At 67.4% G+C, this 26,544-nt stretch carries 34 protein-coding genes, 1 tRNA gene and 1 other RNA gene; 12 read left to right on the forward strand and 24 right to left on the reverse strand.

The annotated features are described in order from the left end of the window. Nucleotides 1–17 precede the first annotated feature (17 nt). From IEW87_RS11610 to IEW87_RS11640, 7 genes are all read right to left on the reverse strand, one after another. Entirely contained in the window at nucleotides 18–1,016 is a 999-nt protein-coding gene (locus IEW87_RS11610) for a LacI family DNA-binding transcriptional regulator (protein WP_188712361.1), read from the reverse strand. An 8-nt stretch (nucleotides 1,017–1,024) separates the two neighbouring features. Further along, nucleotides 1,025–2,281: a D-arabinono-1,4-lactone oxidase gene (locus IEW87_RS11615; protein ID WP_188712362.1), complete on the reverse strand. Its 1,257-nt coding sequence runs from the start codon at nucleotides 2,279–2,281 to the stop codon at nucleotides 1,025–1,027. A gap of 85 nt (nucleotides 2,282–2,366) precedes the next feature. Then, nucleotides 2,367–3,863 carry an arabinosylfuranosidase ArfA gene (gene arfA, locus IEW87_RS11620; protein ID WP_188712775.1) on the reverse strand — a complete coding sequence of 499 codons (1,497 nt, stop codon included), beginning with the start codon at nucleotides 3,861–3,863 and terminating at the stop codon, nucleotides 2,367–2,369. Nucleotides 3,864–4,078: 215 nt separating this feature from the next. Then, entirely contained in the window at nucleotides 4,079–5,584 is a 1,506-nt protein-coding gene (gene araA, locus IEW87_RS11625; RefSeq protein WP_188712363.1) for an L-arabinose isomerase, read from the reverse strand. Between the two features lie 152 nt (nucleotides 5,585–5,736). After that, nucleotides 5,737–6,438 (reverse strand): L-ribulose-5-phosphate 4-epimerase, encoded by a 702-nt coding sequence (locus IEW87_RS11630; protein WP_188712364.1) that lies wholly within the window; start codon nucleotides 6,436–6,438, stop codon nucleotides 5,737–5,739. 14 nt (nucleotides 6,439–6,452) lie between these two features. Next, the gene (locus tag IEW87_RS11635; protein WP_229731120.1) at nucleotides 6,453–8,066 is read right to left on the reverse strand and encodes a xylulokinase; all 1,614 of its coding nucleotides are present in this window, start codon (nucleotides 8,064–8,066) and stop codon (nucleotides 6,453–6,455) included. A 122-nt stretch (nucleotides 8,067–8,188) separates the two neighbouring features. Beyond that, nucleotides 8,189–9,199 carry a LacI family DNA-binding transcriptional regulator gene (locus IEW87_RS11640; RefSeq protein WP_229731121.1) on the reverse strand — a complete coding sequence of 337 codons (1,011 nt, stop codon included), beginning with the start codon at nucleotides 9,197–9,199 and terminating at the stop codon, nucleotides 8,189–8,191. A 117-nt stretch (nucleotides 9,200–9,316) separates the two neighbouring features. Between IEW87_RS11640 and IEW87_RS11645 the strand changes: the two genes are divergently transcribed. The 3 genes from IEW87_RS11645 (at nucleotide 9,317) to IEW87_RS11655 (ending at nucleotide 10,768) form a co-directional block, all read left to right on the forward strand. After that, nucleotides 9,317–9,392 (forward strand) — tRNA-Lys (locus IEW87_RS11645). A 63-nt stretch (nucleotides 9,393–9,455) separates the two neighbouring features. Further along, complete coding sequence (locus tag IEW87_RS11650; protein WP_188712365.1) at nucleotides 9,456–10,247, forward strand: inositol monophosphatase family protein; 792 nt, start codon at nucleotides 9,456–9,458, stop codon at nucleotides 10,245–10,247. Further along, nucleotides 10,244–10,768: a hypothetical protein gene (locus IEW87_RS11655; protein WP_188712366.1), complete on the forward strand. Its 525-nt coding sequence runs from the start codon at nucleotides 10,244–10,246 to the stop codon at nucleotides 10,766–10,768. The genes IEW87_RS11650 and IEW87_RS11655 overlap by 4 nt, the downstream gene beginning before the upstream one ends. A gap of 29 nt (nucleotides 10,769–10,797) precedes the next feature. Here IEW87_RS11655 and ssrA read toward each other — a convergent pair. The 3 genes from ssrA to IEW87_RS11670 form a co-directional block, all read right to left on the reverse strand. Further along, nucleotides 10,798–11,167: a transfer-messenger RNA gene (gene ssrA, locus IEW87_RS11660) on the reverse strand. 90 nt (nucleotides 11,168–11,257) lie between these two features. Continuing rightward, nucleotides 11,258–12,748, reverse strand: coding sequence for a multicopper oxidase family protein (locus tag IEW87_RS11665; RefSeq protein WP_188712367.1), 1,491 nt, complete (start codon nucleotides 12,746–12,748; stop codon nucleotides 11,258–11,260). Continuing rightward, a complete protein-coding gene (locus IEW87_RS11670) occupies nucleotides 12,745–13,140 on the reverse strand; it encodes a hypothetical protein (protein ID WP_188712368.1) in 396 nt (131 codons plus the stop codon). Before IEW87_RS11670 ends, IEW87_RS11665 begins: the two co-directional genes overlap by 4 nt. Before the next feature lie 120 nt (nucleotides 13,141–13,260). Here IEW87_RS11670 and IEW87_RS11675 point away from each other — a divergent pair, with 120 nt between their 5' ends. Further along, nucleotides 13,261–14,385, forward strand: a complete 1,125-nt coding sequence (locus IEW87_RS11675) for a sensor histidine kinase (protein ID WP_188712369.1) — start codon at nucleotides 13,261–13,263, stop codon at nucleotides 14,383–14,385. Nucleotides 14,386–14,393: 8 nt separating this feature from the next. Next, on the forward strand, nucleotides 14,394–15,062 hold the full coding sequence (locus tag IEW87_RS11680; RefSeq protein WP_188712778.1) for a response regulator: 669 nt from the start codon (nucleotides 14,394–14,396) through the stop codon (nucleotides 15,060–15,062). Here the strand turns inward: IEW87_RS11680 and IEW87_RS11685 are convergent. The 9 genes from IEW87_RS11685 to IEW87_RS15230 form a co-directional block, all read right to left on the reverse strand. Further along, entirely contained in the window at nucleotides 15,014–15,559 is a 546-nt protein-coding gene (locus tag IEW87_RS11685; RefSeq protein ID WP_188712370.1) for a GNAT family N-acetyltransferase, read from the reverse strand. The two genes, IEW87_RS11680 and IEW87_RS11685, sit on opposite strands and share 49 nt — an antisense overlap. Nucleotides 15,560–15,595: 36 nt before the next feature. Beyond that, nucleotides 15,596–15,937: a DUF2200 domain-containing protein gene (locus IEW87_RS11690; RefSeq protein WP_188712371.1), complete on the reverse strand. Its 342-nt coding sequence runs from the start codon at nucleotides 15,935–15,937 to the stop codon at nucleotides 15,596–15,598. 26 nt (nucleotides 15,938–15,963) lie between these two features. After that, complete coding sequence (locus IEW87_RS11695) at nucleotides 15,964–16,293, reverse strand: AzlD domain-containing protein (protein ID WP_188712372.1); 330 nt, start codon at nucleotides 16,291–16,293, stop codon at nucleotides 15,964–15,966. Next, the gene (locus tag IEW87_RS11700) at nucleotides 16,290–17,000 is read right to left on the reverse strand and encodes an AzlC family ABC transporter permease (protein WP_308420923.1); all 711 of its coding nucleotides are present in this window, start codon (nucleotides 16,998–17,000) and stop codon (nucleotides 16,290–16,292) included. The genes IEW87_RS11695 and IEW87_RS11700 overlap by 4 nt, the downstream gene beginning before the upstream one ends. A 60-nt stretch (nucleotides 17,001–17,060) precedes the next feature. Beyond that, nucleotides 17,061–17,645 carry a GrpB family protein gene (locus tag IEW87_RS11705; protein ID WP_188712374.1) on the reverse strand — a complete coding sequence of 195 codons (585 nt, stop codon included), beginning with the start codon at nucleotides 17,643–17,645 and terminating at the stop codon, nucleotides 17,061–17,063. A gap of 31 nt (nucleotides 17,646–17,676) precedes the next feature. Further along, nucleotides 17,677–18,228, reverse strand: coding sequence for an NADPH-dependent FMN reductase (locus IEW87_RS11710; RefSeq protein ID WP_308420924.1), 552 nt, complete (start codon nucleotides 18,226–18,228; stop codon nucleotides 17,677–17,679). Nucleotides 18,229–18,452: 224 nt separating this feature from the next. Beyond that, the gene (locus tag IEW87_RS11715) at nucleotides 18,453–19,007 is read right to left on the reverse strand and encodes a DUF488 domain-containing protein (RefSeq protein ID WP_188712376.1); all 555 of its coding nucleotides are present in this window, start codon (nucleotides 19,005–19,007) and stop codon (nucleotides 18,453–18,455) included. A gap of 12 nt (nucleotides 19,008–19,019) precedes the next feature. After that, nucleotides 19,020–19,232, reverse strand: coding sequence for a hypervirulence associated TUDOR domain-containing protein (locus IEW87_RS11720; RefSeq protein WP_188712377.1), 213 nt, complete (start codon nucleotides 19,230–19,232; stop codon nucleotides 19,020–19,022). A gap of 50 nt (nucleotides 19,233–19,282) precedes the next feature. After that, nucleotides 19,283–19,696: a MerR family transcriptional regulator gene (locus tag IEW87_RS15230; RefSeq protein ID WP_188712378.1), complete on the reverse strand. Its 414-nt coding sequence runs from the start codon at nucleotides 19,694–19,696 to the stop codon at nucleotides 19,283–19,285. A gap of 48 nt (nucleotides 19,697–19,744) precedes the next feature. Here IEW87_RS15230 and IEW87_RS11730 point away from each other — a divergent pair, with 48 nt between their 5' ends. Together IEW87_RS11730 and IEW87_RS11735 are read left to right on the forward strand one after the other, a co-directional pair. Next, entirely contained in the window at nucleotides 19,745–20,596 is an 852-nt protein-coding gene (locus tag IEW87_RS11730; protein ID WP_188712379.1) for an alpha/beta fold hydrolase, read from the forward strand. A 79-nt stretch (nucleotides 20,597–20,675) separates the two neighbouring features. After that, nucleotides 20,676–20,969 carry a DUF4287 domain-containing protein gene (locus tag IEW87_RS11735; protein WP_188712380.1) on the forward strand — a complete coding sequence of 98 codons (294 nt, stop codon included), beginning with the start codon at nucleotides 20,676–20,678 and terminating at the stop codon, nucleotides 20,967–20,969. A gap of 425 nt (nucleotides 20,970–21,394) precedes the next feature. Here the strand turns inward: IEW87_RS11735 and IEW87_RS11740 are convergent, their stop codons facing one another. After that, entirely contained in the window at nucleotides 21,395–21,733 is a 339-nt protein-coding gene (locus tag IEW87_RS11740) for a hypothetical protein (RefSeq protein WP_188712381.1), read from the reverse strand. A 47-nt stretch (nucleotides 21,734–21,780) separates the two neighbouring features. Further along, nucleotides 21,781–22,449, reverse strand: coding sequence for an SDR family oxidoreductase (locus tag IEW87_RS11745; protein ID WP_229731123.1), 669 nt, complete (start codon nucleotides 22,447–22,449; stop codon nucleotides 21,781–21,783). A gap of 231 nt (nucleotides 22,450–22,680) precedes the next feature. On the opposite strand from IEW87_RS11745, the gene IEW87_RS11750 reads away from it, so the two are divergent. The 3 genes from IEW87_RS11750 to IEW87_RS11755 all read left to right on the forward strand — a co-directional run bounded on the left by IEW87_RS11750 (nucleotide 22,681) and on the right by IEW87_RS11755 (nucleotide 23,924). Then, the gene (locus IEW87_RS11750) at nucleotides 22,681–23,166 is read left to right on the forward strand and encodes an RrF2 family transcriptional regulator (RefSeq protein WP_188712382.1); all 486 of its coding nucleotides are present in this window, start codon (nucleotides 22,681–22,683) and stop codon (nucleotides 23,164–23,166) included. A gap of 104 nt (nucleotides 23,167–23,270) precedes the next feature. Next, nucleotides 23,271–23,441, forward strand: a complete 171-nt coding sequence (locus IEW87_RS15235; RefSeq protein WP_373285117.1) for a VOC family protein — start codon at nucleotides 23,271–23,273, stop codon at nucleotides 23,439–23,441. A gap of 48 nt (nucleotides 23,442–23,489) precedes the next feature. Then, nucleotides 23,490–23,924 carry a hypothetical protein gene (locus IEW87_RS11755; protein ID WP_188712383.1) on the forward strand — a complete coding sequence of 145 codons (435 nt, stop codon included), beginning with the start codon at nucleotides 23,490–23,492 and terminating at the stop codon, nucleotides 23,922–23,924. 92 nt (nucleotides 23,925–24,016) lie between these two features. On the opposite strand, the gene IEW87_RS11760 is transcribed toward IEW87_RS11755, so the two are convergent. Continuing rightward, nucleotides 24,017–24,301: a putative quinol monooxygenase gene (locus tag IEW87_RS11760; RefSeq protein WP_188712384.1), complete on the reverse strand. Its 285-nt coding sequence runs from the start codon at nucleotides 24,299–24,301 to the stop codon at nucleotides 24,017–24,019. A gap of 187 nt (nucleotides 24,302–24,488) precedes the next feature. Continuing rightward, nucleotides 24,489–24,953: a P-loop nucleotide/nucleoside kinase family protein gene (locus tag IEW87_RS11765; RefSeq protein WP_229731124.1), complete on the reverse strand. Its 465-nt coding sequence runs from the start codon at nucleotides 24,951–24,953 to the stop codon at nucleotides 24,489–24,491. Nucleotides 24,954–25,095: 142 nt separating this feature from the next. On the opposite strand from IEW87_RS11765, the gene IEW87_RS15150 reads away from it, so the two are divergent. Next, nucleotides 25,096–25,230: a hypothetical protein gene (locus tag IEW87_RS15150; protein ID WP_268234601.1), complete on the forward strand. Its 135-nt coding sequence runs from the start codon at nucleotides 25,096–25,098 to the stop codon at nucleotides 25,228–25,230. Nucleotides 25,231–25,241: 11 nt separating this feature from the next. On the opposite strand, the gene IEW87_RS11770 is transcribed toward IEW87_RS15150, so the two are convergent. Continuing rightward, entirely contained in the window at nucleotides 25,242–25,799 is a 558-nt protein-coding gene (locus IEW87_RS11770) for a dihydrofolate reductase family protein (RefSeq protein ID WP_188712385.1), read from the reverse strand. 182 nt (nucleotides 25,800–25,981) lie between these two features. On the opposite strand from IEW87_RS11770, the gene IEW87_RS11775 reads away from it, so the two are divergent. Further along, the gene (locus IEW87_RS11775; RefSeq protein ID WP_188712386.1) at nucleotides 25,982–26,446 is read left to right on the forward strand and encodes a hypothetical protein; all 465 of its coding nucleotides are present in this window, start codon (nucleotides 25,982–25,984) and stop codon (nucleotides 26,444–26,446) included. Nucleotides 26,447–26,544 lie beyond the last annotated feature (98 nt).

Consider the following 26,544-nt stretch of genomic DNA (forward strand, 5'->3'; position numbering starts at 1 on the left):
CGCGGCGGCGCGCGGGATCAGGCGGACTCGCGCTCGACGATGCGGAAGTCGGCGAGCAGCGTGCGCGGCGCGGCGTCGGAGCCCTCGATGCGTTCGATCAGCGCCTCGACCGCGCGGCGCACGATCCACTCGCGTCCGGGGTCGACCGTCGTGAGCGCGGGGTGCCAGTACGCTCCTTCATCGACGTTGTCGAAGCCGATCACCGCGACGTCGTCCGGCACGACGCGTCCCGATTCCTCGAGAGCCCGGATCGCGCCGAAGGCCAGGGTGTCGTTGAGAGCGAACAACGCGTCGAAATCGACCGCGCGAGCGATGAGGTCGCGTGCCGCGCGCAGTCCGTCCGACCGGTGCCACGTTGCCGCCGGCACGAGGAGCGCCTCGTCTACCCTCCTGCCTCGCGCCTCGAGTGCCGTCCGGTAGCCAGCGAGACGCAGTCCCGCGGATCCGCTCCGCTCCCCCTCGTGCGCGCCGACGAGCGCGATTCGGTGGCGGCCGCTGTCGAGGAGGAACTCTGTCGCCGCGCGCGCCGCTTCGACGTTGCGCATCGTCACGTGGTCCGTCGGGCCGTCGAAGATGTGCTCGCCGAGCAGCACGAGCGGGTAGTCGACGTCGAGGTTGGAGAGATCGGCGCGGGTCGTCTGCAGCGGGCTGAACAGGAGGCCGTCGGCCATCCGCAGGCGCGGCGCGCGCAGCAGATCGATCTCGCGCTCGCTCGTCCCGGCGGTCTGCTCGACCTGCACGGCGAAGCCGCGTTCGTCGGCGATCTCGATGACGCGACCGGCGAGCTCGGCGAAGTAGCTGAGCGCGAGGTCCGGTACGGCGAGCGCGATGACGCCGGTGCGCCCGGTGCGCAGATTGCGCGCCGTCTGGTTCGGGGTGTACCCGAGCTCGGCGATCGCCTGTTCGACGCGCTGCCTGGTCGAGCGTCGGATATGCGGGTAGTCGTGAATGACGTTCGAGACGGTCTTGATCGAGACTCCCGCGCGTGCCGCCACGTCCTTCAACGTCGTCGCCACCGTTCCCCTCAGAGTCCGATTCGTCGGGAGAAGGCGTTGCGGAAACGCCCGTCAGGATCCAGTCGATCGCGCAGCGCGCGGAAGTCATCGAACCGCGGGTAGAGGTCGCGGATCTCGCGGCCGGCGCGCACGAAGACCTTGCCCCAGTGCGGCCGCGCCCCGAGGGGAGCGAGCGCCCGCTCGAGCTCCGCCAGCACCGCGCGAACCCCGGGCTCGTCCGGATGCCAGGTGAAGTGCAGCGCGACCGAGTCGCGACCCGATGACGGACCGAGCCAGGTGTCGTCCGCGGCAACGGTGCGGATCTCGCAGACGTGAAGCAGCGGCGCGATCGTGCTCGCGATGGATCGGACCGCGGCAATCGCGGCAGCCCCGTGTTCGCGCGCTACGAGGAATTCGCTCTGCAGCTCCGCGCCCACGCTCGGCGTGTGCTCCATGCGGAAGTGCGGCAATCGTTCGAACCACGCGCCGGCTTCGCCACCCTGTGGGTTGCAGGCCGCAGGATCGACGCCGGTGATGGGGTGTCTCGGCCCGTCGGCCGGGCGCGCCCCGAGCCCCGTGAGGAGCGCCTCGTCGATCCCGACGCTCGTGCTGCTGATGCGGCGCTTGACCCAGATGGCGTCCGCCGACTCGTCGTCGCGCCACGCGGTGAAGATGCTGACGCTGTCGCCCAGGGCTGTGACAGCGTCGAGCTCGGCGAGGATCGCGTCCCAGCGCGGCCCGTCGAACACCTCCTGCGTCATCCGGTAGGTGGGCTCGGTGTCGAGTTCCAGCGCGGTCACGACGCCCAAGGATCCCAGGTTCACACTCGCTCCCCCGAAATCGACGTCGCCGCGAGAAAGGGTGACCTCGTCGCCGCTCGCGGTGAGCAGCGTGACGGATCGGACGGCGGCCGCGAGCGATGGCACGCGATCCCCGGATCCGTGAGTTCCGGTCGCGACCGCCCCGGCGACGGAGATGTGCGGCAGGGACGCGAGATTGGCGAGCGCCCGGCCGTGCTGCTCGAGCACCGGCGCGAGGTCGCCGTAGCGCACCCCCGCCGAGACGCGGACCGTCTCCGCGCTGACGTCGATGTCGCGCGGCATGTCTGCCAGCGAGATGAGCGTGCCGGTCGTATCGGCGATGTCGTTGAACGAGTGCCGACTGCCGAGCGCGCGTACCGGGCCGCCGGCCATCAGCGTCTGGCGCAGCTCGTCCGGTGTACGCGGGCGGGCGATTCGCTCGGCTCCGTAGCGGAGGTTCGCCGCCCAGTTGCGTTCTGCCTTCATCGTCCCTCTTTCCGGCTCGGCCCGTGCGAACCTCCGCGCGGGCCGAGCCGTCCGACGCCCGAGCGTCCGTGTGCGAGCGTTTCGGTCACGCGATGTCGACCGCGGTCCAGGACACGGGCGGCAGGGTGATCGTGAGCGTGCCGTTCCCGACGCGGGCAGTGTCGTTGGCCGACGGCACCACGCGCTCAGGCTGCTCAAGCGTGTTCGTCGCGTGAATGTCGTCGTCCGCGATCATGTGCGTCTCACGTACGTCGACGTCCCCGAGACCCGATACGTCGACGCGCACCTCGAGGGACTCGGTCTGCGACCGGTTGACGAGGAAGACGGCGGCCTCCCCCGATTCCGCGTCATGCGTCGCGACGGCGTCGACGAGCGGCACCTCGCCGTAGCGCGCCGTCGCGTACGTCGGCACGTCGAGCGTGACCGCGAGCGCCTCGCCGCGCGCAAGACGCGACGTGATCGCGAACGGGAAGAACGTCGTCTGCCGCCAGGCGATCCCTCCCGGCTCGGTCATGATCGGCGCGATGACGTTGACGAGCTGGGCCAGCGAGGCGCTCGTCACCCGGTCGGCGTGCTTGAGGAGCGAGATCATCAGATTGCCGAACACCACCGCGTCGAGCACGGAGTAGACGTCTTCGAGCAGGCGCGGGGCGACCGGCCACTCCGCGACGTCTTGGATCTTATCCTCGTCGTCGAAGCGCGTCAGGTACCAGACGTTCCACTCGTCGAAGGAGATATTGATCTGCTTCTCGGAACGCTTGACGGCGCGTACGTGGTCCGCGGTCTGCACGACGGAGTCGATGAATCGGTCCATGTCGACCGCAGACGCGAGGAACGAGGCGGTGTCCCCGTCGTGCTCCTGGTAGTACGCGTGGCACGAGATGTAGTCGACGTCGTCGTAGGTGTGCTGCAGCACGGTGCGCTCCCACTCGCCGAACGTCGGCATCTGCGCTCCCGACGACCCGCACACCACGAGTTCCAGGTCGGGGTCGACCTGGCGCATCGCCTTCGCCGTCTGCGAGGCGATCTTCCCGTAGTCGTCCGCACTGCGGTGACCGAGTTGCCACGGCCCGTCCATCTCGTTGCCAAGGCACCAGATCTTCACTCCGAACGGATCCGGGCGGCCGTTGGCGACGCGCTGATCAGTCAGTGCGGTCTTCGCCGGGACATTGGCGTACTCGAGCAGATCGAGCGCCTCCTGCGTGCCCCGCGTACCGAGGTTGACCGCGAGCATCAGCTCACTGCCGACCTTGTCGAGCCAGGACGTGAACTCGTGCAGCCCGACCTCATTCGTCTCCGTCGAATGCCACGCCAGGTCCAGTCGCCGCGGGCGCTCCTCCCGCGGACCGACGCTGTCCTCCCATCGGAAACCCGAGACGAAGTTCCCGCCGGGATAGCGAATCGTCGTCACGCCGAGCTCACGCACGAGATCGATCACGTCGCGGCGGAAGCCGTCGGCGTCCGCTGTCTCGTGACCGGGTTCGTAGATGCCGTCGTAGATGTGACGGCCGAGATGCTCGACGAAGCCGCCGAAGAGGTTGCGATGGATCCGGCCGATCGTGAAACGCGGATGGATGGACATGAGAGCGGTGGGCACAGCTTCTCCTTCGAGCGACGTCAGACTTCCGTGAGCGTGTCGACCCTACCGACGGCTCGCAGCGCTCAGGAGGGCACGGCAGTGTGGTCTTCTCGCGATTTACAACGTTATAGGTAAACGTTGTAAACGGCGAGCGACAACCGGCCGCGCGTCGTCTCGTGCCGCGAAACGGACAGCAACGCGCGGCCGGTTCGCCTGGCTCAGACGCCGTCGGCGATGTGGTGGTACACCTGGTTCCACTTCAGTTCGTTCTGGAACCCGCGCACCGTCGTCTCGTCGTCGATCTCGAGCAGTTCGATGCCGACCATCTCAGCGAAGTCGCGGAAGACCTCGATGCCGACGGCATTCGACATGACCGTGTGGTGCGCGGCGCCGGCCGCCATCCAGCATGCGGCACTCGTCGGCAGGTCGGGAGCGGGCTTCCACACCGCGCGACCGACCGGAAGGTGAGGCAGCTCGGGCGGGGTGACGAGCTCGACGACGTTCGCCGTGAGGCGCAGACGCGTGCGCACGTCGCTCAGCGCGACGACGACGGCCGGTCCGGGGTCGGCCGTGAAGACGAGGCGCACCGGATCGGCCTTGCCGCCGATGCCGAGCGGGTGAATCTCGACGCGCGCCTTCTTCTGCGACAGAGAGGGAGCGACCTCGAGCATGTGGGCTCCGAGGATCCGACCGTCACCGGGCGTGAGGTCGTAGGTGTAGTCCTCCATGAGGCTCGCGCCCCCGGTGAGCCCGGCACCCATCACGTTCGCGACGCGCACGAGGATCGCGGTCTTCCAGTCCCCCTCGCCACCGAAGCCGTATCCGTCGGCCATCAGTCGCTGTACGGCGATCCCGGGCAGCTGCTTGAGCGCGCCGAGGTCCTCGAAGTTGTCGGTGAAGGCCTTGAACCCGCCCTCGTCGAGGAACGTCCGCAGGCCGATCTCGATCGCCGCCGCATCGCGGAGCGAGTCGTGGCGCTCTGCGCCGGGCCGAAGCTCGTCGGCGACCTCGTACTGCTCGAGGTACTCTGCGACGAGCGCGTCGATCTGGGAGTCCGCCGTGGCTTCGACCTTCTCCACGAGGTCGTTGACGCCCCAGGTGTTGACCTGCGTGCCGAACTTCGCCTCGACCTCGGTCTTGTCGCCTTCGGTGACGGCGACGTAGCGCATGTTGTCGCCGAAGCGGGCGACCTTCAGATTCCGTGCCTCGGCGAATCCGGCCGCCGCACGCATCCACGTGCTCGTCTCCGACACGACCCGCGGATCGCTCGCGTGGCCGACGACCGTCTTGCGAGCGACGCCGAGACGCGTCTGGATGTACCCGAACTCGCGGTCGCCGTGTGCCGCCTGGTTGAGGTTCATGAAGTCGAAGTCGATGGTGTCCCACGGCAGCTCGACGTTCGCCTGCGTGTGCAGGTGCAGGAGGGGCTTACGGAGCTCCTCGAGCCCGGAGATCCACATCTTCGCGGGACTGAAGGTGTGCATCCACGTGATGACGCCGATGACGTCGTCGTCGGCGTTCGCATCGAGCATGGCACGACGGATCGACGGGGCGTCGGTGAGCACCGGTCGCCACTCGATCGGGGCCGCGACCTCGGCGTTCTCGTCCAGCAGGCGCGCGACCGCCCGCGACTGATCGGCGACCTGCTGCAGGGTCTCCTCGCCGTAGAGCCCCTGGCTGCCGGTGAGGAACCAGACCTTCTTGTCTGCGTATGGCTTCGTCATGCTGTTCCTTTCAAACGTGATGGGTCGATGACTGACGGATCGCGTGCGCTGGCCGTCGGCCGGCGGGACGTGCTCTCGCAAGGCGGAGAAGGGAAGCGCACCGGGCGTGCGCTGACCGACGACAACGCCGCGAGAGCGCGTCCCGCGGGCCGTCAGCGCTGGCCGTAGACGGTTTGGTAGCGACGGTAGAGAGAATCGATCTTCTCCTGGGGAATCGGGATCGGCTCTCCGAGCTGCCGCGTGACGTGCACCGTCTTGGCGACCTCTTCGAGGAGCACGGCGGTCTTCACCGCGGCGCGACCGGTCGCTCCGATGGTGAACGGGCCGTGGTTCTGCATGAGGACGGCCGTCGATCGGTGATCGCGAAGCGTCTCGACGATGCCCTGTCCGATGGAGTCGTCGCCGATCACGGCGAACGGGCCGACAGGGATCGGTCCGCCGAATTCGTCGCCCATCATCGTGAGCACGCACGGGATCTCCTCGCCGCGCGCGGCCCACGCCGTCGCGTAGGTCGAGTGCGTGTGCACGACGCCGTGTACGTCGGGCATGTGCCGATACACGTAGGCGTGCGCGGCGGTGTCAGAGGACGGGCTGCGGCCGCCCTCGATGAGTTCGCCGTTCAGATCGCAGACGACCATCGCGTCGGGATCGAGATCGTCGTAGCTCACGCCAGATGGCTTGATGACGAGCACGTCGGGGTGCTCGCCCTCACCGGAGACGCGCTCGGAGACGTTTCCGGCGGTCCAAGCGACGAGGCCCCAGCGCGGGAGCTCGGCGTGCAGCTCGGCAACGCGCCGCTTGGCGGCGTCGACGGCATCGCGCATCGCGTCGGGGATCTGACCGATTTCGGGCATTCGTGCTCCTTCGTTCACGGCATCGTCTCGACCGCGGCACGCTCAATGGCGAGGCCGGCGGTCCAGCGGTCGAGGAAGTCGGCGTGGTCGGCGACCGCTTGGGGCTGAGGTGTCACGACTGAGGTCTGCTCGTCGGCGAAGATCGCCGTTTCGAGCCATCCGCTGAGGGTCGCGTCGACATCGCGCGTGCGTGCGTGGGCGTAGGCGGCCAGGAGGGCCATTCCCCACGCGCCGCCCTCGCTCGCGGTGGCCGAGACCGCGACGGGTGCACCGACCGCCTCGGCGAGCAGCTGCTGCGCGACGCCGGCCGTCCGGAAGACGCCGCCGTGGGCGCGCATGGCGTCGATCTCGACGCCCTCGTCGGCGAGCGTGCGCATGCCGAGGCTGAGCGTCGCGAAGGATCCGCGCAGCTGCGCGCGCATGAAGCCGGCGAGCGTGAGCGAGGAGGACGGCGTACGCGCGACGAGCGGGCGCCCCTCGTCGAGTCGGGCGATCGGCTCGCCCGACAGGTGGTTGTAGGCGAGGATGCCGTCGTCGGATCCGCCCGCGAGCGCCCCGGAGAACAGTGCGCTGAACACCTCGTCCGCGGACGCATTGTGCCCGAGCGCGCGGGCGAACTCGCCGAACACGCCGGCCCACTCGCCGATCTCGCTCGCGCCGTTGTTGCAGTGCACCATGGCGACCGCGTGCCCCGCAGGCGTCGTGACGAGGTCGATCTCCTCGTGCCGTGAGCTGAGAGGGCGCTCCAGCACGATCATGCTGAAGATGCTCGTTCCGGCGCTGACGTTGCCCGTGCGCGGCGTCACGGCGTTGGTCGCAACCATGCCGGTTCCGGCATCACCCTCGGGCGGGGCCGCGACGGCGCCGGATGCGAGCGTGCCGCTCGGATCGAGGAGCCGTGCACCCTCGTCGGTCAGGCGCCCCGCGTGCTCCCCCGCCGTGCGGACCGTCGGCAGCAACTCGGCGAGCTGAAGGTGGGTGGCGCCCGCCCGGTGGATGAGCTCGTCGGCGGTGCGGAGCATGTCGCGGTCGTAGTCACCCGTGGCCGAATCGATTGGGAACATTCCCGATGCGTCACCGACGCCGAGCACGCGCTCCCCCGTGAGCAGCTCGTGGACGTAGCCCGACAGCGTCGTGACGCGGGCGAGACGCGCGACGTGCTCCTCGCCGTCGAGGACGGCCTGGTGCACATGCGCGACCGTCCAGCGCAGCGGGATGTTGATGTCCAACGCGTCCGAGAGCTCGGCCGCGGCGGCCGCGGTGTTGACGTTCCGCCACGTGCGGAACGGGACGAGCAGATCGCCGTCAGCGTCGAACGCGAGGTAGCCATGCATCATCGCCGAAACGCCCACGGCCCCGACATCCGCGAGTCGCTCGCCGAAGCGTTCCTCGACCTCGGCAGCGAGTTCCGTGTACGCCGCGACGAGCCCGTCGTGCACGGCCTCGAGGGGGTAGGTCCACAGATCGTCGGCGAGCGTGTTCTCCCACGCGTGCCCACCGGTCGCAAGCGTCTCCCCGGCGAGCGTCGTCAGACAGGCCTTGATCCGGGTCGAGCCGAGCTCGATGCCGAGCGCTGTCTCGCCGCTGCGGATGGCGCGACGCGCGTCATCGGGTGGCATCTGCGTCATTGCGGGCTCCATTTCTGGTCGATTTCCTCTTCATGTTAGCGCTCACACGCCTCGCCTTCGGGCTCGACGGCGGTTCTCGCGCGCCCCCGCACTGATCGGTGCGCCGCGGCGCGAACGTCCGCTCACGACCGCGCCAGTGTCGCGCTCTCGCGCACGACGACCTCGGGCACAATCTGCGCGGGCGCGTGTCGCCCCAGCAGGGTGTCGATCGCCACACCGCCCAGGTCCGCGAACGGCTGGTGCACGGTCGTCAACGCGGGGACGAGAAACGCGCTGCCGTCGATGTCGTCGAACCCGACAATCGACACGTCATGCGGCACGCGAATCCGTCGCTCGCCGAGCGCGCGGATCGCACCGAGCGCGAGATAGTCGTTGCCCGCGACGACGGCGGTGACGCGACCCGCCGTGACCTCGTCCACGAGCCGCAGGCCGGCCTCGAATCCGCACCGCGCATCCCAGCCGTCAGCGCGCACGGTCATCGTCTGCGCGCCCGACGTGGCCGCCTGCTCCGCGAATCCTCGTGCACGCTCCGTGGCGTCGAACCATCCCGGCGGTCCGGCGATGTGCGCCAGCTTTGTGTGTCCGAGATCGAGGAGGTGTCGCGTCGCACGCGAGGCGCCGGCGTGCTGGTCGACCGAGACGTAGGCGACCGCGGAGTCCGTCGGTGCGTTGCGGCGCGCGGCGACGGCGACGATGGGGATCCGCGTCGACAGGCGGTCGAGTTCACGCGCGACGTCGGCGATGGGAGCCACGACGACGATGCCGTCGACGCCCTGGCTCATCAGCTGGTCGATCGCGGAGGCGACGTCGCGCGGAGCCCACGAGGTGAGGGTCGCGATCGAGACGAACAGGTCGGCCTGCCGCGCCGCGAGCTCGATTGCGAGGACCGTTGACGCCGGCCCGAAGTGGGTAGTGTTCGTCGCGACGATGCCGATCGTCGCGCTCCGGCTGGTGACGAGGGTGCGCGCGGCCTGATTACGGCGATAGCCCAGCTGGTCGATCGCGCTCGCGACCCGGTCGCGCGTCTCTGGCCGCACGTGCGCGTTGCCGTTCAGTACGCGCGACACGGTCTGATGGGAGACGCCCGCGAGCGCGGCGACGTCAGCCATCGACGGCGGTCTCGAGTTCGTCACGGTGCTCAGCGTATCCTCGTCCAGCATCTCCTCAGACACGCGAGGGGCCACACCGATTGGCGCGATGGCCCCACAGTCGGTAATGTTGTTCCTCGGTTCGCGCGAGAGTGTGAACATGCGCCTTTAGCTCAGTCGGTAGAGCAACTGACTCTTAATCAGTGGGTCCAGGGTTCGAGCCCCTGAGGGCGCACCACCTTCTTTCTCCTCACCTCATCCGGTGGGTTCTGCGCTGAGGCGCCCTCGATAGGATGACGTGATGACGAGCGCCGATGTCCCTCTCGCGGATGACCTCACCCTCGCCCTGCACCTCGCCGACGCGGCGGACGCCGAGACGATGGCGCGCTTCGACACGGCGGATCTGTCGGTCTCGGTGAAGGCCGACCGGTCGCACGTCACCGAAGCTGACCTCGCCGCGGAACGCGCGATCCGCTCCCTCATCGAGGCGTCGCGACCCGACGATGCCATCTTCGGCGAAGAGTACGGCGCCACCTCGAACTCGTCACGACGCTGGATCATCGATCCGATCGACGGAACGGCGAACTTCCTGCGCGGAGTTCCCGCCTGGGGCACGATGATCGCGCTCGAGATCGATGGCGTGATCCGCGTCGGTGCCGTCAGCATGCCCGCCCTCTCTCGCCGCTGGTGGGCTGCGGAGGAGCTCGGCGCGTGGACGAACGGCGACAAGGGCGCTCGACGCATCGCCGTCTCCGACGTCGACCGCCTCGAGGACGCGTCGCTCAGTTTCCAGTCGATCGCGCAGTGGCGCGATGCCGGGCACCTCGACGCCCTGCTCGCGCTGCAGGAGCGCGTCTGGCGCGACCGTGCCTATGGCGACGTCTGGTCATACATGCTCCTCGCCGAAGGGCGAGTCGACATCGTGGCGGAGTTCGACGTCAAGGAGTACGACGTCGCGGCCGCCGCCGCGATCGTGCGCGAGGCCGGAGGCCGTTTCACGTCGCGCGAGGGATCCGACCGCCTCGACACGCTCTCGGCGGTCGCGACGAACGGCCGTCTGCACGACGACGTGCTCGGAGCGTTCGCGACGTGAGAGCCAGGCGCGCGCTTCTCGGAATCGGCGCCGCCGTCGCCGTGACGTTCACGCTGACCGCGTGCACCGGATCCGCCGCCCCGAACGACGGCGCGGCACCCTCGGAGCCCGCGTCAGCGTCGGGACCGATGACGTGCGAGACGATCCTGCGGCCGTCGTTCGCCGAGCAGCTCGCCGAGCTCGGTTGGAGCGCGCAGCAGAGCCCCTTCCGGATCGGTGAGCACGAGCTCGCGGAGGGGATCCAGTGCGTGTGGGGCGATGCCGAGCACGCCACAGACGTCGCGCAGATGTACGGCTGGGCACCGGTATCTCCCGAGCAGACTGCGGAGCTGCAGCAGTACCTCGAAGACAACGGCTGGCTTCGCGAGGAGGACGGCGACGTCGTCTACCTGACGGAGGATCCGGACGTCGTCGGGTACCTCGAAGAGGGCGAGTACGGCATGACGTACCAGTTCGCCTCTGGCTGGGTCGCCCTCGCCGACACAAAGGAATCTCTCGACCTGATCACATGGCGCGGCTGAGGCACATCGCCACAGCGTGAACTCACACCTGGTGGAGCTGGGGGGAATCGAACCCCCGTCCAGCGCTGGTTCACTGGGGTTTCTCCGGGCGCAGTCTGTGGAGGCGTTCTCATCGGCTCCGATCTTTAGCACAGACACATAGATCGACGAGCCCAGTCGAGGAAAAGTCCCACGACGCGTCTCGACGCCACGTCGCAGCAAGATCCCTAGATGACGCCAGGGTCCGTGTCGGGATCACCCACGGTCTGACGGACTATCTGGCTCGCTTATGCAGCGAGGGAGAAGTCAGTGCGCTTAGAGTTGGCACTTATCAATTTGCAGGGGGCGTTAACGAGATAACCCTGCATCCTCGGCCCGCTTCTCGCAGATCAGCAGACGCTGTCGAAACCGATCAGCCCCGTGATCCTTCATCTGAAGGGGTAGTGAGTTCACGCTGTGGAGTTGCCATCGTGCTTTCGCACGAACGAATCGGGAAGTATCCCGAGCAGCTCAGTCTACCGCATGAGCGTGGTCCTCGGGCAATCCGACGGCGTCCTCCTGGCCCGGTTCGATCACGACGAACTGCCCCATCATGCCTTCGTCTTCGTGCAGCAGCATGTGGCAGTGGTACATGTACGGCATCTCTGGGTCCGCATAGTCTTCGAAACGCATGAGGAGCCGATATCGGCGGTTCGGTTCGAGGTAGATCGTGTCCTTCCGTCCGGCGAGTTCCGGCGGCGGATCCTCCTCGTCGATCGTGAGCACGCGGAACTGCACGTCGTGGATATGGAAGCTGTGCGGGATCGCTTGAGTGCTGCGCACCTCCCAGATCTCCGTGTCACCGACGCGCACGACCTCGTCGGTGCGCGACATGTCCATACGCTCGCCGTTGATCTGTCGTGTGTTCAGCACGAACTCGCGGGTGTTCACGGCGTCGGCTTCCGCAACAGCATCGTGGTCGGCGTGCACGGATCGCGGCCACGACGGATCCGGTGTCGGCGCGAGCTCGTCTGCGGCGCGGAACTCGAGGACATCGAAATCGTCGTTGCCGCCAGCGGTCGCCGGAATCAGGATCCCGCCGAGGTCAACAGATTCCGAGCGCAGGCGCACGGTCTCCCCCGGTTCGAATGGCACCACGATCTCTGCGCGCTCGCCGGGCGCCAGACGGATTCGTTCGAGGTCGACCGGAGCGTCGATCAGCCCGCCGCCGGTGGCGACAAGGGTCATCTCGCGGTCCGGGAACGCGAAGGCGTAGGTGCGGGCGGTCGAGCCATTGAGAAGGCGAAGCCGCACGCGGTCCGTGGTCACCTGCTGGTACGCGCCGACCGTACCGTTGACCATGATCGTGTCACCGAGAGTTCCCGGTTCGGAACCGTCCGCACTCAGTTCGAACTGGTCGTCGTCATCGAACTGCCTGTCCTGCACGATGAGGGGAAGATCGTCGACGCCGTAGTCGGCGGGCAGATCGGCCGCCGCGCTCGCGTCGTCGTCGAGAAGGAACATTCCGGCCAGGCCGCGATAGACATGTTCCTCTGTGGCGCCGTGAGGATGCGGGTGGTACCAGAGGCTCGCGGCCGGTTGGTCGACGGTCCACGTCGGACGCCACGTCTGCCCGGGCTCGATCTCCTGATGCGGCCCGCCATCCATTTCGGCGGGCAGGTGCATGCCATGCCAGTGCACGCTCGTATTCTCGTCCAGCGTGTTGTCGATCTCGAACGCGACCGTCTCGCCACGCTTCGCCCTCAGCGTGGGGCCGAGGAAATCGTCGTCGAAACCCCACGTCCCGGTAGCCGTGTCGCGTCCAGGGAACGCCGTCTCGCCCGCGCGTGCCGTGAGTTCGAACGTGCGCACGCCGTTCTCCAGCGTCGAGGGTGCCAGCTCGGGGATCCGCAGCTCCTGCTCGAATGCTACGGTGCGTACTGCGCTCGTCGACATGCCGCACGCGGCGAGCGACGAGGCGACGACGAGCGCAACGCTCCCGGCGGCGAGCGCGCGCCTCATCGGCTTGCCCCCGTCCGTCCGATCATCGCCTGAATCGCGAGTGCGACGAGTCCGGCCATCGCGCCCCAGAAGGCGTCGACGCCGAGCGACATGGCATAGGCCCAGATCGGTCGCGTCGCGCCTCCGACGATCGCCGACACGATGAGGGTGATCACGCCGTGGCCGACCCCCGTGAGAGTGAGGACAGCGACGGGGTTCGGCACGCGCGCGAAACCGACCACGCCGATCCACACAGCGGCGATGATCACGATGAGAAGGATGGCGCGTGGCGCGCCGCCGGAGAACCCGAACAGGCTCGTCAGCGGCCACAGCAACGCAAGGGACGACAGGCCGACGATGAGAAGCCAGGGCAGGCCAGGAGTCGACGTGGGGGAGGTGTTCTCTGCGGTCATACGTCCATCGTCTGCTCGTCTGCCAGGCCGCACATCCCGCGACAGGCGTCATCTCCCGTCGCTTCTGCACGACGCCGATTGTCGCCTCGGAGCGACACCGGTCGGGACTACCCTGAACGCATGCGTCCGGCCGTTGATCCCCGCGTCAGCGATGCCGCACTCGCGCTCGCCGTGGCGCTCATGCTCGCTGTCGTCATCGCGGCGCATCCGGCGGGCGCGGTCGCGCTCGGCGCGTATGCGTTTGCGGTCGCTTTCGGCGCGATCCTGCTCCTGCGGCGACGTCTCTCGCGCGTCGTGCTGGTCGCGACCGTACTCGGCATCTTCGCCTATTACACGCTCGACCTACCGCCAGTGGGAATGGTCCTGCCCGCGATCGGCGCCCTCTTCTCCGGCGCAGAACAACGGCGCACCAGATGGACGATCGGATCCGCCTCGGTCCTCGTCGGCGTCGCGATCTTCTTCCGACTCTCTGAGAACGCAGCCGGCCAGCTCACCGGCTATTCGCTCGTGACCGAACTCGCGCTCGCGGCCGCAAGCATCGCGCTCGGATCCGCCGTGCGACTCGCGCGCGAGACGCGCGAACGGTCGGCGGAGGTCGCTCGCCTGACCGAGGCACAGGAACGACACGCGGCCGACGCGAGGATGCACGAGGAGCGTCTGCGCATCGCCCGAGACCTGCACGACACGATCGGTCACACGCTGTCGGTCGCCTCGTTGCACGCGGGTGTCGCCGCAGAAGCGACGGATGCCATTCAGCGAGCCGACGCGCTCGGGCGCGTACGGACGGCAGCGAGCGACGCGCTGCGCGAGCTGCGGAGGACCGTGCGGTTTCTGCGCTCGGACAATGCCGCGAGGACCAGTGCCACACCGGGCCTCACGCGCATAGACGAGGTCGTCGCGGCGGCCCGCGAGTCCGGACTCTCCGCCACGGTCGACGTGTCCGCGACCGGCATGCCGACCTCCGTCGACGCCGCCGCCTTCCGGATTGTGCAGGAGTCGCTCACCAACGTGCTGCGGCACGCCGACGCCACGGTCGTGGACGTCGCGGTGCACGTCGTCGGCGCCGAGCTCGTCATCCGGGTCGCGGATGACGGACGGACAGCCGGGCCGGTTCGCGAGGGATCAGGGATCCGCGGCATGCGCGAGCGCGCCGGGCTCCTCGGCGGGACGCTCGACGCCGCCGCAACGCCCACCGGCTTCGTCGTCGAAGCGCGGATCCCTGTGCATGACAAGGAGGACGCATGACCGGGTCGATGATTCGCGCCGTCATCGTCGACGACCAGGAGCTCGTCCGCACCGGGCTGCGGTCGCTCGCCGAACGTGACGGCGATATCGTCGTGATCGGCGAGGCATCCGACGGACGTTCCGGGCTCGCCCGCGTGCGTGAACTGCGGCCCGACGTCGTCCTCATGGACATCCGGATGCCCGTCGTCGACGGCATCGAGGCCACACGGCAGATCGCCCGCGACGCGAGCCTCAACGGGATCCGCGTGCTCATGCTCACGACCTTCGACGAGGACGAGAACGTGCACGCCGCGATCCGCGCCGGCGCGGCCGGGTACCTCCTGAAGGACGTCTCGCCCGGCGACCTCCGCGCCGCGATCCGGACCGTGGCGGGAGGAGACGCGCTACTCTCCCCCGCGGTCACCGCGGCCGTCATGCGCGCGGCGGTGACCGGCACAATGGTCGATACCGCGCCGCTGGCGGCGCTCACGACGCGCGAGCGCGAGATCCTCGAGCTCGTCGGATCCGGACTCACGAACGACGAGATCGCCACGCGACTCTTCCTCAGCCCCGCGACCGCCCGCACGTACGTCAGTCGGCTGCTCACCAAACTCGACGCGCGCGATCGCGCCGCGCTGGTCGTGCTCGCCTACGAGACGGGACTCGTCCGTCCCGGTACCGACAGCTCGATCCAATAGCGGCGCATGAGCCTCTCGCCCGTGTCGCGCTTGTCCTCGAGCACGCCGCCGTTCTTCTCGATCGTGCGAATCGAGGCGACGTTGTCGTCGACGCAGGTGACGAGCACGCGCGGATAACCGCGCTCACGCGCCAGGTCGAGCGTCTGCGCCAGCGCCCACGAGGCGAGGCCGCGCTGGCGCGCGGACGGTCGGATGCCGTAGCCGATGTGACCGCCGAAGTTCTCGAGGTACTCGGTCAGCTCGTGCCGGAACGAGATGGCGCCGAGGTACTCGTCGCCGTCGACGATCCACCGATACGTGTCGCAGACGAGCCCGGGCCGACGCGGCGTGTGCTCGGAGGCGATCAACTCGGCCACGTAGGTCGCAAACCCTGCTTCGCTGAGGATGTCGTCGTCATCGTGGAGCCCGGCGCCGTCCTGGGTGGCTCCCGCCCATTCGCGGTTCGATTCGAGGAAGGACGCGTGAAACCGGGTGTCGGGGACGACGAGCTGAGGCATCATCCTACGCTACGCCTTCGACGGGACACGTACGGCTCAGGCGCGCAGGACTTTCTCCATCGCCTTTCCCTTCGCGAGCTCGTCGACGAGTTTGTCGAGATACCGGATCTTCTGCATGAGCGGATCCTCGATGTCCTGCACACGAACCCCGCACACGACGCCGGTGATGAGCGACGCATTCGGATTCAGCGTCGCGTCGTCGAAGAACCGCTCGAAGGAGTTCTCGGAGAAGATCTGAGCCTGCAGGGCCTCTTCGTCGAAACCCGTCAGCCATTCGATAGCTTCGTGGAGCTCGGCCATCGTGCGCCCCTTCCGCTCCATCTTCCTCACGTAGTGCGGATAGACGGAGGCGAAGCTCATGGTGAAGATCTTGCTCATGTCGCGAGCCTACGCGCGTGGCTGATTCAGATGGGCACGTTGACCAGAACCACGAAGGTGAGGGTGCCAAGGCCGACGCTGAGCAGCGTGCGCCGCCCGAAGAGCAGATGGGCGGCGATCGTGACCGCCGCCGCGATGGCCGCGGGGATCACGTGCGCGGCATTGGCGACGATCGTCGAGCGGAACGTCTCCGCGGCGAGGATGGCGAGGATCCCCACCGGCATCCAGACGCTGAGCGCGCGGACGACCTTCGACTCGCGCAGTGGCTTGAGGATCGCGAATGGCAGGGCGCGCAGCGCGAACGTGATGATGAACGCAATCGCGAGCACGCCCACGATGTACCAGGTGCCGATCATGTGACCGTCCCTCTCTGCCGGGCCACCGCGAACCGGATCGCGAGGAGCAGCAGGAACAGCAGCATCGACGCGAACAGCGCCTGCCCGGGCACGGCGACGACCGCGATCGCGAAGCTCAGCCCCGCGAGGAGCAGCGACGGCACCTGATCCCACCGGCGCGCGGCGTCGAGCGTCAGGGTGATGAACAGCGCGCAGAGTGCGAACTCGAGCCCGTCGATGCGCTCCGGCAGCAGGGATCCGACGAGCAGCCCCGCGAGCCCGCCCAGCACCCAGTACGACTGCAGCGACGCCTGGAGCGCGATGAGACGCCACGAGGTCCACGTGTCGGGCCGCGTTGCGGTGATCGCGTAGGTCTCATCCGTCAACGCGTACACCGAGTAGACCTTCGCGAGCGGGTGACGGATCGCGCCGATGGGGAACGAGAACGCATAGAACACGTGACGGAAGTTGACCAGCAAAGTGGTGAGCGCGATCGCCGCGAGCGGCGTCGCGGTCGTCATGAGGCCGACGAGCAGCAGTTCGAGAGAACCCGCGTACCCGAAGACCGACAGCGCCGGCGCAACCCACAGCGGAAGCCCCGACTGGTACACGAGCAGCCCAAAGGCGATCCCGAGAGGGAAGAGCCCGAGCCCGGCCGACAGCGACGCGCGAATGCCGGCCAGGAGTTCCCGGCGGCGCCATCCGCGATCGCGTGTCACATCGCCCACATCGCTATCGTCGCAGACCACCGCCACGCGAATCTGCCAGCGCGCTCGGAGGCCGCGGGGTCACCCTCGTCGGCCGACGATGAACCCGCTCTTTCCGCGGATGTAGGCGAGTCGATCGCCCAGGTGTTCGGCAGCCAGTCGTCGCTTCAGCGCAGCGTAGGCGTCACGATCCCGGTCGTTCGCACGCAGCCGATCGCGGAACGCGAGATACCGGCACCAGTCCAGGCCATCATGGACGACGACGTGCGCGTTGACGAGACGGACGCCGATCTCGCGCTCGAGTCCGTACATCCGGTCCGGTCGGACGTCGTCGCTCGCGCCGCGGTACAGAAATCCACTCTCGACCAGCCAGTCATGCACGTCCGGCGCCTCCTTTTCGGAGATGCCGACGGCGATATCCAGGATCGCCTTCGCGGTCAGTCCCGGAACCGACGTCGATCCGACGTGTTCGATCGCCACGACACCGTGAGGACGGGTCGGCGCGAATGCGGCGACGAGCGCAGCGTACGCCGGAGACCAGCGCGGCGACGGCGCGGCAAGCTCCACGGCGCCGCGTGCGAGACCGAGGTCAGCGTCGGCGACTGCCGCCGCGATCGCGGGATCCATCGGCAACGCGACGTCCGTGCGCTCGAAGGGATGCTTCACGTGCTCGACCGTAGCGGAGGCCGCGGGGCGGTCAGTCGCGCACGGTGCGCGTGAGATGCTCGAGGTCGTCGAAGACGCCATTCACCTCGTCGACGTGCCGGTCCTCCGGCTGGAACTCGCCGTCCTGCCAGTGAGTGAAGCCGTTAAAATTGACCTCAGACCGCACGACGGGCATCGAGAAGTTCGCCACGATCTGACGCCACTGTTCGATGGCGCGCACTCCCCCGACCGACCCGTGGCCGATAAACGCGACGGGTTTTCCGACCCACTCGGGGCCGAGCGAGTCGACGGCGTTCTTGAATCCGCCGGGCACGCCGTGGTTGTACTCGGGCGTGACGAACAGGAATGCGTCGCAAGCATCGATCGCGTCCGACCAGCGCTGGACACCGGCATCGTCATAGCTCTTGTTCGCCGCCATCGGGTGCACCGACGTCGTCAAGGGAGGAACATCGAACTCCGCCAGGTCGACGAGTTCGAACGCGGTGTCACCGCTGCGCTTCTCCGCCAGGCCATGAACGTATCGCGCAACCGCCTCCGTCTTGCGCTCCGTGCGGATGGATCCGAGGATAATGCCGATCTTCACCGTCTGATTCCTTTCGTCGGGTACGTCTCTGTGCACCATAGCCTCTTGCGACCTCCGCGAAACGCGAGTGCCGTTCCGTCCTCTTGTCGCTGTGAGGGGGCGGTACAGCACTCGCGGAGCGCTCAGTCGAAGTGCGCGCGCAGCCGTTCGAGGGCGTCGTCCGCAACGAGATGCGAGCGTTGCGCGGCTTCTCCAAGCCCGTCAGCGAAGTCCGGTCCCCGCGTTCAGTCGTCCGACGGATCCGGATAGGTCACGAGGCCGTCGGCCGCGACGAACGGCGTGGCGCCCCACTGGCCAAGAGCGTGCTCGCGTGCGGCGCCGTCCGCGAACAGGTGCGTGACCGTCCACCCGCCCGCGGCAAGCGTGTTGGCGATCAGGAGGCGATGACAGCGCCACGGCACCGGCTCGCCGCACATGATCGCGACGGGTCGGGAGCGCGCGACGCTGGTGAGCTCGTCGATCCCTTCGCGGTACTCATCGGTGAGCGTGTAGTCCGCATAGTTCTTGAAGCTGACGTTCTGCCACGCCGCGTTGACCGACGGGTCGACATCCTGGCGCCCGCGCCGCCCGCCGAGCTTCGCGATCCGCCGGTACTCGATGCCGTTCTCCGCAAGCCACTCAGCCATGGCGTCCGCGCCGAACTGCGGGCTGCGGCGTGACCCCGGGTGCGCGCGCACGTCGACGAGCATGGCGATCCCGTGCTCGTCCAAGAGCTCGAGGAAGTCGGGGATCGGCGAGGTCCAGTGCCCGACCGTCCAGATCTCGCGACGCTCGCTCACGTGATGCTCCGATCAGCTGACCCGGTGGAGCGCCGTCGCCTTGTGCATGGCGACGTGGTCGGTCTTGTCGCTCTTGATCTCGTACTGCGGATCATCCACGCTGCAGCGGCGCATGTGTCCCTTGTATTCGGTGTCCTGCGTGTGCTTCTTGATGATCACGCCGGTGACTTCACCCGCTTCCGAGTTCCAACGAACGTGATCGCCGACGGCAAAATCGCTGCTCATGATCGCCTTCCTTTCGGGACCCTGTGCCCCGTGGACAGAGGGAGGGCGTGTCACTCTACTCGCGCCGACGACCGTACACGAGAGGGTTGCGTCGGAGACGCAGGCGCCGCATACGCGGAGCAGTCCGCACATCTCGTGACGAGGCCGTGACGGCACTCGCGAACGTGCACGAGGAAGGTCTCCGTGGCATCCAGCACGGCCTGCTGCCGCCGAACCGCACGCAACCGCTCGTCGATCACCGCACGGCGCTCGGGCTCACCACGGTGCAGAACGCGACGGATCTCGGCCAGGCTCAGCCCCGCTGCCTGACAGGACCGCACGATGCGGCAGCGCACGAGATGCTCCTCGTCGTACTCGCGGTGCCCCGACGCGGTTCGTCGTGGCACGACGACACCTTCGTCCTCCCAATGCCGCAGGACGTGCGTCGCCACGTCGAGCTGGGTGGCCGCTTCGCCGATCCTCATCGCACGCCTCCTTGACTTCAGGTTAACCTGAAGATCTAGCGTGGCGGCATGACCGACGAGTACTCGCTCCGCCCGATCCGCGTCACCATCGACGGCGTCGAGATCGTGACGTACCGCGCGGGCGCGCACGACATGTCCTCGGACGGCGACATCGTGTTGTGCCACGGCACGCCGTGGTCGGCAGCCACCTGGCTGCCCCTGGTGCGCCTCCTGGCCGAGACGCACCGGGTCTTCCTCTGGGACATGCCCGGATACGGTCGGTCGATCTCCGAGTCCGACGTCGCGATCGACCTCCCCCGGCAGAGTCGCCGCCTCGCCGCGCTGATCGATCACTGGCGACTTGACCGGCCGCACGTCGTCGCGCACGATATCGGCGGCGCCGTCGCCCTCGGCGCGCACCTGTTCGAAGCGAGCGAATTCGCGTCGCTGTACCTGCTCGACGTCGTCACCCTCGACCCGTGGGGATCCGCCTTCTTTCGCCTGGTCGCCGAGAACGAGACGACGTTCGCGGCGCTGCCCGCGAACCTTCACGCGGCGCTGGTGCGCGAGTACATCGCCGGTGCGACCCGATCCGCTCTCGCCCCTGACTGGGTCGACAAGCTGGCCCTTCCCTGGCTGTCGCGCGCTGGTCAACGTGCCTTCTACAGTCAGATCGCGCAGCTGGATCCGCGTCATACCCGCCCCCTCGTCGAGCGACTCGCCGAGGTGCGATGCCCCACGCATATCGGCTGGGGCGATCTCGACCCGTGGATCCCCGTTGAGCAGGCGTCACAACTCGCAGCGAAACTCCCCGGAACCACAGGCATCAGTCTGTTCCCACGAGCCGGGCACCTCGTACCGCTGGAAGCGACCACGGAACTCCGTCACGACCTCGCTCGGTGGCTCACCCGCTCGACATGAATATGCGCACACCGCGCGACGAACCGCTCCGAAGTGGTGTAGAAACTATCCGTACACGCTGGTTCCAACGGAGGATCCCATGTCATTCCAGGCCTATCTCGACACGATCGAGAAGAAGACCGGTCTCACGCCGCGCCAGCTCCTGGAGATCGCGAGCGAGAAAGGGCTCGACGCACCCGGGGTGAAGGCGGGCGAGATCCTCACGTGGCTCAAGGAGGACTATGACCTCGGACGGGGCCACGGCATGGCGCTCGTGCATGTGATCCAGAAGGGGCCGACGATCAGCAGCAAGCACGTCGGGACCGACGGTGTGCACCGCGATGAATCGGACACCCTCTGGCTCGACGGCATCGCAACCAAGCCGTCTGCCTGAGCACACAGGGAAGGGAACACGCGCGTCGACCGCCCAGCGCGCAAGCAGACGCCGGCCCGAATCGCTCAGAGTCTGGGTCGATGCCATCTCACGACGAGCAGCGTCCTCGCGGCAGCAGCCTGGTTCACACAGCGAAGCGCGCGCACCTCGTGTCCACGCCTATTCCACCCGGTGCTCGCCGGGCTTCGGTCGACGCGCTTTCGCCAATGGGCCGGTAGGAACGCGGCGCACCCAGAAATACCGGGGAGTGCCGCGCGCCCACCGTAGCGCCGAACCGGCGGCCAACGTGAGGCCCGACGATTCATCTCAAAAATCGGGAGGCGCGCCGCCGTCGACGGCATACCGTCAACGAGTGCCGCAGGTCGAAGAGATAGTGCAGACCCAGCGGGTCAGTGGTCATCCGTGTCGACGCCGCGATGACCTGATCACGCCGTCCCGCCGGCGTCGTCCTGCTGCGCGCGATCGTGGCGGGTCCGTCGAGCCCACCACACGATGACGAAAATGGTGCACCCCAGCAAGGCGAGCGTCGCGAGGCCCAAGAAGACGACACCGATCATGGTGCCGACCGCGTCGAGCGACTGGTCGGGATACGGCGCCGACTCGGTGACCTCGAAATAGAGCGACAGAAGCCACAGGGTGAGCCAGCCCAGTCCAATCGTGGTGACGACACACGCCGAGATGTTCACCCAGGGGTTGAAGAATACGCCACCTCTGACCGTGATCTTCTTCGGGTCCGGTCGGAACTCATCGTCGAACTGGGGCATGCCTACAGTGTGACAGAGTCGCGTCTATCCGCACCCGAACGGCGACGTCACGACGAGCGACCGTGGGGGCGCGCCTCCCGTTGACTGCCGAGCCACTCGTCAAAGGAAGTGGGGGCAATTTCCACGTCATGTGCCGGAAGGAGAACGTTCCCGGCCATCGTCGCATCGAAGACTCCGTCGTCCCATGTCGGCACGAGCCGGACCGAGCGACCTCGTGCCTCGTGGGTGCGTCGCGCCATGTCCACGAGGTCGTGGGGATCGGGGCCGGCGACATCGACGTGACGCCCCTGAGCAGGGCCTGTCGCCACGCGGGTCAGAATCGCCGCGACATCTCGCGGCGCGATCGGCTGCACGAGCAGAGGGGGGACCCGTGCCACTCCATCCACTTCGGACCATGACGCAACCATCTCGCCGAAGTCATGGAACTGGGTGGCCGGCACGATCGTGTACGGCACTTGGCCGGCCTCGACTGCCGCTTCCTGGGCGCGTTTACCGGCGTAATGGGCGTTTCCGTTGACTCTGCCAACGCCCGCGATCGACAGCACCACGTGATGACCAACACCCGCGTGAAGCCCTCGGGTTAAGAGGTTCGCGCTCACGGTGCGAAAGAAGCCGGTCGTCTCAGAGCGGTCGCGCGACGTGCTGTTCGTCACATCGATCACGGCCCCTACCCCATTGAGCGCATCATCCAGACCGGCGCCGGTCACGAGGTTCACCCCGTGATGTCGACTGAGAGGAACAACCTCGTGCCCAGCCTCTTCCAGCAGAAGTCGGGTCAACGTTCCGATCCGGCCGGTGGCCCCCGCGATTGCGACGCGTGTCGGACGGTCACGTATTGTGGATTTCATAGGTCCACAATAACTTTCGCACTCCCGATGCGCGAGCACGCAGGTTCGTCGATGACGGAGGTTCAATAACGGAGAGACGGAACGGCTAGCCTGAGGGTCATGAAGCTGCCGGCGAGCTTGGAGTGGGCATTGCACTGCACCACTGCCATTGCGCAGGTGCCGGATGGAGCAGTGAGCACGGCCCAGCTCGCGGAGCATTTCGACCTTCCGACGGCCTATCTCGCCAAGCAGTTGGCTCTGCTGGTCCGAGCGGATGTGTTGTCCGGCACGACCGGCCCGCGCGGCGGATTTCGTTTGGCGCGGCCACCTGCCGACATCACCGTCCTGAAGATCGTGGAGGCCATCGACGGTCGAGGAAACCCGTACCAGTGTCGGGAGATCAGGCAGCAGGGTCGCGGCGCGCTTCCGGCAGACCAGTGCCGTGAGCGGTGCGCTCTGGCCGCCACGATGGACGAAGCTCACGAAGCATGGCGGACCAGCCTAGCTGCGGTGACGATCGAAAGCCTCCTCGAAACACTGCCGGAGACGATCCCCGGGCGCACTCGACGCCTCCTGGCGCGCGACCACGCGACAGGCACCCCGTAGCACCGCGTCCGTCGCCCCTCTGGCCACGGCGGCGGAGGGCTGGTGTGCGGACCCTGTGAACATCGACCGCATTGTGCCCGACGTGACCGTCAACGACGTGGCGGGTGGGCTCGCGATGCCGCTGCGGAGGCCGGTCTCGAGGTCATCCGCCCGCACACGCCGAGGCGCTCGGGGCGACGCGAGGAGCCGAGCATGAAGAAAGCGGTGTCCAGTGGATCGACATGCGGGATCCAAACGGCAATCGTTTTCGCGTCTTCGCGCCGCGAAGTACGTAAGCGCCGAGCAATGCCGGGCAGTCGCGACGCCTGTCGGAGAATAGGCCCATGTGCGCAACGAACCTGTGGGCGGTGAACGCCGCGGCTTTCACTCCTCACTTCTCCGGTTTCACGGCGGAGCGAATCGGCGTCGAACCGACGCCGGTCGACATGCACATCGCGTCCAGCCGCGTTCGCAAGTCGTCCGCAGTCTTCACACTGACGCACAACATGTGTGACTGCAGCACCCTCATCGGGTGCGGTCGCGATTCTGCCGCGGGTGACGAGACCAGCGCCGACGCGTGGCTCGGTTGGCTGCGTGAGCTGCCGGACAACGTTCCCCACGTGTCCCGCGTCGCTGTTCTGCGCGCCTGGAGCCCTGAGGAGGACAGCGTCACCCCGGAGCGGGCGCGCGGCATCCACGTCCGCGAGCTGACCGAGGACATCCTCCGCGACGTTCGCGATGAGATGCTGTTGACCATCGACTACCCACGCGTCGTCTGAACGGCGCATACGGGATTCGAGACGAGGCGCGGAAACGTCACTCCTGAGTTCCGCCAGATGCCCGCGCATGCCACTGTGCCGGTGCCAGGGATCTATTTCTCGCGCTCCGTGACCACGAAGTTCCGCGTGATGCCGCGCGTGATCCGGCCCCATTCGCTGGCTGCGACGCGCGCCTGGTGCGCGTCGAACGCCGCGCGGTCAACGAACCTCTCCGACACGGACCACACGAGCGGGTCGTCGGTCGGCTTCACCTCGAAGTGGAGGCACCCCGGCTCTCCGTGGGTGAGCTCGACGTGGCGGGGCAAGTAGCGTCGGACGGTCGCAGCTTCCCCTTCGTGCGCGCATATCAAGTGCCCCGTCAGCTCGACGGCAACCATGTGACCTCCTGAGGCGTGAACGCCGCGAGCCGTTCACCCGCGCGGCCCTGTGCTCCTTCCCCAGCGTGGCATACGTGCGGCCGTGGATCCGATGAGCACCAACCACGCACCCGACATGCGCACCTGCTGGGGTCGCGCGAAATTCGCGGGGGTTTTCACAGGCGCACGGATGCCGTCCGTGAGTGGGTCAGCCCGCCACGATACGCACGGGGCCCTCAGCGAGAGTCGGGGGTTCGAAATGATCGAAGTAAGTTGCGGCGGTCTCCTCGTCCAGTGCGAAGTCATCGCCGTGCGTTCGCCGCCGCGCCGCGACGCGACCGAGACACGTCGCCCGATCAGTTGCGAGGTAGATGGTCTCGGGAACCACGCCGCGCGGCTTGAGCGCGCGCCGCCAGCTCTCGCGCATGGCGCGCGACCAGAACGAGAAGTCGAGCACGACGTCACATCCGTCCGCGACGAGATCGAGGAGCCGCTTCCGCAGACGGGCGTCGATATCGCGGTGTTCCTCCTTGTCGAGCGGCATGTGACGGATGCCTCGATCCCAGGCTTCCTGATCGAACGACAGGCGGACGAAGCCATCCGCTTCGAGGCGACGCGCGATGGTCGATTTACCAGAGCCCGCAGGCCCGCACATGAAGACGACCGCTGCCACGCCATCACCCTAGAGTGTGTCTCGACCCAACGTCCACAGATCCGCGCGATGACGTCGATGCACTGCGAACGCAGACGTCGTCGGCTCCGCCCTGAAAGAATTCGTCGTCCGCACGACGCGGGGGCGTCCGTATCCTGAGCGAATGGACGCAGCGGAGTTCTACACGGGGATCGTCCCCGAGGTGTACTCAGCACTCAGGGGTACGCACTTCAGCTCCGATCGAGATCGCACCTTCATCCAGGAACACGGGCTGCCGGCGCTCGAGCTGGGGTGCTGATATGACCGGCCTCATTCGGCCCGTCGGTAGTGCACCGCGATCACACCGTTGCCGAGCGGCTCGGACGAGATCAGGTCGAGACGACGAGTGCTCGGCAGTCCGTCCTGATACATGGTCGGGCCGTGGCCCGCGATCACGGGGTGGACGAGGAACCGGTACTCGTCGATCAGTCCGAGTCGGTCGAGCTCTGTCGCAAGTTTGCCGCTCCCGAGAAGCACTCCGCCCGGAGCGCTCTCCTTGAGATCCTGCACGGCTGACCGCAGATCGCCGACGACGCGATGACTGTTGGTCCAGGGAAAATCGCTGCGTGATAACGACACGACGTACTTCGGCTTCGTCTCGAGCTTGAGTGCCCACTCGCGCACCGCCGCCGGGGCATCGACGTCGCCGCGCGCAACCGCCGGCCAGTAATTCTCCATCATTTCGTAGGTCGTACGGCCCCAGAGCATTGCGTGGTGCTCGTCCATGAGACGAGTGAAAAAGCCGTGCGTCTCATCGTCCGCGATTCCGACCTGGTGGTCGACGCAACCATCCAGGGTGACGTTCATGCTGAAAGTGAGTCTCGCCATGAGGTGACTGTAGGTTGCTGACGACCGAACGGGAAGGGGCACCGCCCGCCCTGACTCACGCTGGCCGACTCGCCCGATACGCTCAACCTGCACGGACGGTAACTGCAACGCTCGTCGCAGGCACAGCATCTCCGACAGCTGCGCGGCTTCCGTCGCACGTGATGACCTTGGAGGACCATTCGATGAGTCAACGACCGCACGGCCATCCCCATCACCCCGGGAACTCTGCTCAGCAACCGAACCTCACGCCTCCTGCGCTGCACCCCCAGGGCCAGGCGCCCACGGCGAGCATTGGCCTCGGAATCACCGCCGTTGTCTGGGCAGGCCTCGGCCTGGTCGGGCACACCATCATGACCTTGTATCTCGCACTGGGCGCCGCGATGACCCACACGCTGGACGGCGTCTTCGGGAACGATCCGAACGGCGTCTTCAATTTCGTCGTACTCCTCATCGCGCTCATCGGCCAACTGCTCGGTCTCGCGTTGTCCGTGGTCGCTCTGCTATTCGGAATCGGCGCCAAGAGGAAGCGGATGAGGCGCAGTACGACAGCACTGGTCCTGGGCATCGTAGCGACGGCCACTTTCCTCCTGATTGGTCTCATCCAACTACCGCTCGTGTCGCTGTTCTTCGACATCATGTCGCTGTAGAGCTCCGGGTGATTCGATGATCCGCCAGTGCGCGCGGTGGCCCGTACCGAGCCGCTGATCGACTACTCAACGAGCTCGGCGCCTCCCCGGAGAAGGCG

It is taken from the genome of Microbacterium faecale (genome assembly GCF_014640975.1).
In the GTDB taxonomy this organism is placed as follows: Bacteria; Actinomycetota; Actinomycetes; order Actinomycetales; family Microbacteriaceae; genus Microbacterium; species Microbacterium faecale.